This is a genomic window from Staphylococcus rostri (assembly GCF_002902145.1).
In the GTDB taxonomy this organism is placed as follows: Bacteria; Bacillota; Bacilli; order Staphylococcales; family Staphylococcaceae; genus Staphylococcus; species Staphylococcus rostri.
Window position 1 is genome coordinate 1 of sequence record NZ_PPRF01000028.1, and the last position, 3,791, is coordinate 3,791.

The 3,791-nt window shown below is 34.1% G+C and carries 4 protein-coding genes; 3 read left to right on the forward strand and 1 reads right to left on the reverse strand.

The genetic code is table 11. The features are described from left to right. Nucleotides 1–175: 175 nt before the first annotated feature. The 3 genes from CD122_RS04970 to CD122_RS04980 all read left to right on the forward strand — a co-directional run bounded on the left by CD122_RS04970 (nt 176) and on the right by CD122_RS04980 (nt 2,884). Nucleotides 176–676: a hypothetical protein gene (locus CD122_RS04970; RefSeq protein ID WP_103357901.1), complete on the forward strand. Its 501-nt coding sequence runs from the start codon at nt 176–178 to the stop codon at nt 674–676. An 88-nt stretch (nt 677–764) separates the two neighbouring features. Beyond that, nucleotides 765–1,349 (forward strand): HAD family hydrolase, encoded by a 585-nt coding sequence (locus tag CD122_RS04975; RefSeq protein WP_142381180.1) that lies wholly within the window; start codon nt 765–767, stop codon nt 1,347–1,349. A gap of 275 nt (nt 1,350–1,624) precedes the next feature. Next, nucleotides 1,625–2,884: a DUF1958 domain-containing protein gene (locus CD122_RS04980; protein ID WP_169926464.1), complete on the forward strand. Its 1,260-nt coding sequence runs from the start codon at nt 1,625–1,627 to the stop codon at nt 2,882–2,884. A gap of 106 nt (nt 2,885–2,990) precedes the next feature. Here CD122_RS04980 and CD122_RS04985 read toward each other — a convergent pair whose 3' ends face one another. Beyond that, nucleotides 2,991–3,659 (reverse strand): hypothetical protein, encoded by a 669-nt coding sequence (locus CD122_RS04985; protein ID WP_103357904.1) that lies wholly within the window; start codon nt 3,657–3,659, stop codon nt 2,991–2,993. Nucleotides 3,660–3,791: the final 132 nt, after the last annotated feature.

Here is a 3,791-nt window from a genome sequence, read left to right on the forward strand (position 1 = left end):
TGTAGAAGTCTAATGAAATAAAGAAACTGACTAAATATGATTTCAATTGCTTCGTTTTTATTTTAACGTTTTATTTTTAACATTAATAACTTCTGAATTAGCTAGTACATTGGGAATAAATGAGGGTCTCGGGATATATGCAGGAATGAATTTGTAATTAAAGGTGGATAATATTATGAAAATATTTAAAAAATTATTTCTTCTTATTATTGTTATGCTGCCTTATTTAATTTCATCAATCATGTTATTTTACACTTACACTTCTAATCAATCAAATTTACAAAAACATATGGAAACAATTCAGCAATCATTAAGTATGACAGAAACACAAATGCATTTCTTTACAGCTATCATTGTGTTACTTTCCAATATTTTAGTTTTTATCTTTACTTTCTTTTTAATTAAGTTATTGCTTCTAATATTTGATAGAAACAAAGAAAGTAAAAATGAAGATTTATTTTTTGCATTGGTGCTTGGTTATACTGCTGCAAATATGACAGCATTAATATTAAATGATTGGTTCCATATTTCATTTAGTATCTTCATGAACTATATACCTATTGTTGATCTTATCACATTTACATCACTGTATTATTTCTTTAGTAAATCTAAAAAGTTTACTGCTATTGTTTTTGTTATTAAAACAATTATCATTTTAACAAGTGTAATTTTATAATAAGAGGAAGGACCTTGACACATTTTATAATGTGCGAGGTTTTTTTGTGAGTATTATTTTTAGAGCAGGTAATTGAAGTGGAAAAGTCGTGTTTTATACTCAATATATGGATGATACATTGATTCAAACACAAGAAGCCTATGCTTATGTGAATAATCAATTATCCCAAATGGTTTCAGCAGAGACGGTATATCGTCCTACTGAAGTGATGCATGTCATGAATAAGATTGATATTGGAAAAATCGCAACATTGTCTTTTTCGCTAGACAGGTATTGTAACAGTTGGGTAGAGACATTCCATAAATTAATGCCATCGGGGTCATACAACGAGAAAGAGATTTACAAGATTGCAAGTTCTATTTTTACAATGGATATTCCTTTACATAGTGATGCCAAAGCTGTTTTAAGTGAAATCAAATCCCACAAGTATCCTGATGTTAAATTGAATGTGTTAACGCATGGTGATAAATCAATTCAAATGAAGCGGATTGACGACTTAAATTTACAAGCACTTTTTGATGATATATGTATAGTGGATCATAAGGATGTCAATACATATCGTCAATTATCGTCAGGTAAGGATATTATGATTGGTAATTCTATCAATCATGACGTCATTCCTTCTATAGAAAGTGGTTGGAATGCGTATCATATTGAGCGAAAATTGAGTTAGGATTACGATGGGAAAAAGCAAAATAGTGACTATGATTTTGAATCATTTCAAGATTTGAGAGATATATGGCAGGCTATTACGCGTAATATTAAATATTGATAGAAAAATATTAAAATATGATAGCTCGACACATTGTATAAAATGCGTTGGGTCTTTTTGCATGCTTTTAGAAAATCTAAGTAATTCCATAATTCAATAAACTAGTGTTGATATTGACAGTTAATTGACGTATGCTTGATTTATTGACTATGTACGGAAATAAGGAGCAAAAGGGTATGAGGACTAAGTTTTTAAAAATGGTGACGGTATTTGCGATGTTGCAGTTGCTGTTGGTTGGGACTGTAGAAGCGGAAACGGCACCGTATGAGATTGCTAAGAAGCATGAACCACAAGCGTCGAAATACTATCAACCTGAATCGGCAATGACGACGACGCAGACGGGACAAATACTGTATGATTACCAAGGGGAAGATAAATTGTATCCAGCATCTGTCGTTAAGATGATGACGTTTTATTTGGTGTATGATGCGCTAGATAAAGGAGACTTAAAGCTTTCCAATAAAGTGAAAATTACCGCAGATCATCAAGGCGTTGCACAATTACCGAATGTTTCCACACATCCGATTAAAGCAGGACAAGAATTTACGGTGGAAGAGTTATTACAACAAGCAGTGATGGTGTCGAGTAATGCGGCAACAATGGTCTTGGCTGAACGCGTTTCAGGGGATACATCAACATTCACGAAACAGATGAATGATAAAGCACGTGCATTCCATATGAAAGATACATATTTTACGAATCCAGCCGGGTTGGATAATGCGTGGTTACTTCAGTATGCGCCGAAAGATTTTCAAAATGCTGGGAAACCAACCTCAACGGCTTACGATTTGTCGATTTTAGCGAACCGCTTAGTAAAAGATCATCCAGAAATATTGGAAATCAGTAAGTTACGTACATCAAAACAACAAGGTGGTACGCTCCATACAACGAACTATTCGTTACCAGGTGAAGCGAATGGTATGGACGGTGTGGATGGCTTGAAAACGGGTACGAGTGACACAGCGTATCATTTTATGTTAACGGCGAAACAACAGGATTTGCGCTTACAAACTGCTGTATTAACAGTTGCACCTTTTAATGATAATAGCGCGAAACACGCACGTCACATTGTCGCAAATGGCATTACAAAGGAAATGTTTGAACGTTATACATATAAGAAAGTCTTATCTAAAGGGGAACATCGCATTCAAGATAAGAAATATGAGGTCAAACAGGATTTATATGATGTCGTACCGAAAAATATGAAAATCACGGATAAAGACTTTAAAATAGATGAAGAGAATCAACGTATTACACTAAACTATCAACGTCAATTTTTAACAGGTTATCAAGCACCGAGTGTAGCGATAGAAAAGAAAGGCTTTGAACTATTCGGTAAAGAACCGTGGCCACCGCTAATGATTGTAGGTGGGTTATTTTTAGTGATGCTATTAACCGGATTTGCACTATGGTTGGGTCGTAAAATGCGTGTATAGATAGTAGCTGACTGACACGAAAATATGCTTTTACAAGCTTTTTCAACTTGTCTGGGGCGGGACAATGGAATCTTTTTAGAAAAATGAGATTCCTGTCCTGCTCCTTTTATTTTTGTTTCATATATGCAACCACTTTATCAATTTGTTCTGCAAAGTCATCGCCAAATTTGTTATCAAAAAACGCACTACCAATCGTAAACGTCCATGGATTTGCTTGAGCAATAATGTCTAGCTTATCATAACTATCAATACTTCCTGCTACACATACAGGAAGGTCGATTTGTGAGACAAAAGACTGAATCACAGAAATCGGCTGACTTTCGTGGCGGAAACCTAACAAATCAAAGCCTGTTACACCTTTTTGCTCGAGCTGTATTGCTTGGTGTACAATGTCGTTAACGTCCCCACGCAATACAGATGGACGATTAATCACATCTCCAGCAAAAGGTAAGTACTTAATGTGATGTTCTTGGCAATAGAGATTCACGCTGTCAAAATAGCTTGTTCCCATCAAATAATCAACATCACAAGCCTTTGCGAGTTTTGCCCCTTGTAAACTTTCTGCTTCATCATATTCGACTACTTCTAAAAAAGTTGTTTTGCCACATGCTTTCATATAGTTGAAAAGTGCCTTCATATCAGCTTCAGGTATACCTTTATCTTTAAAACCCCAATATTGTGCGGCGGTATCTTTGCACGTATCAAAAACTTCATATGCATTTTTAACTGTAAAATCATTATAAGTTAACATTACAATTAATTCTTTTGTATTCATTTTGAAAAAAACTCCTTTATTGATTCACTAAAACAATATTGCAGTCAACATAAGGATAGTATACACTATAATAGAATAAAAGTTCGTGTTTTATATAAATTTTTATGCATTTTTATAATAGGAGGTTATGAG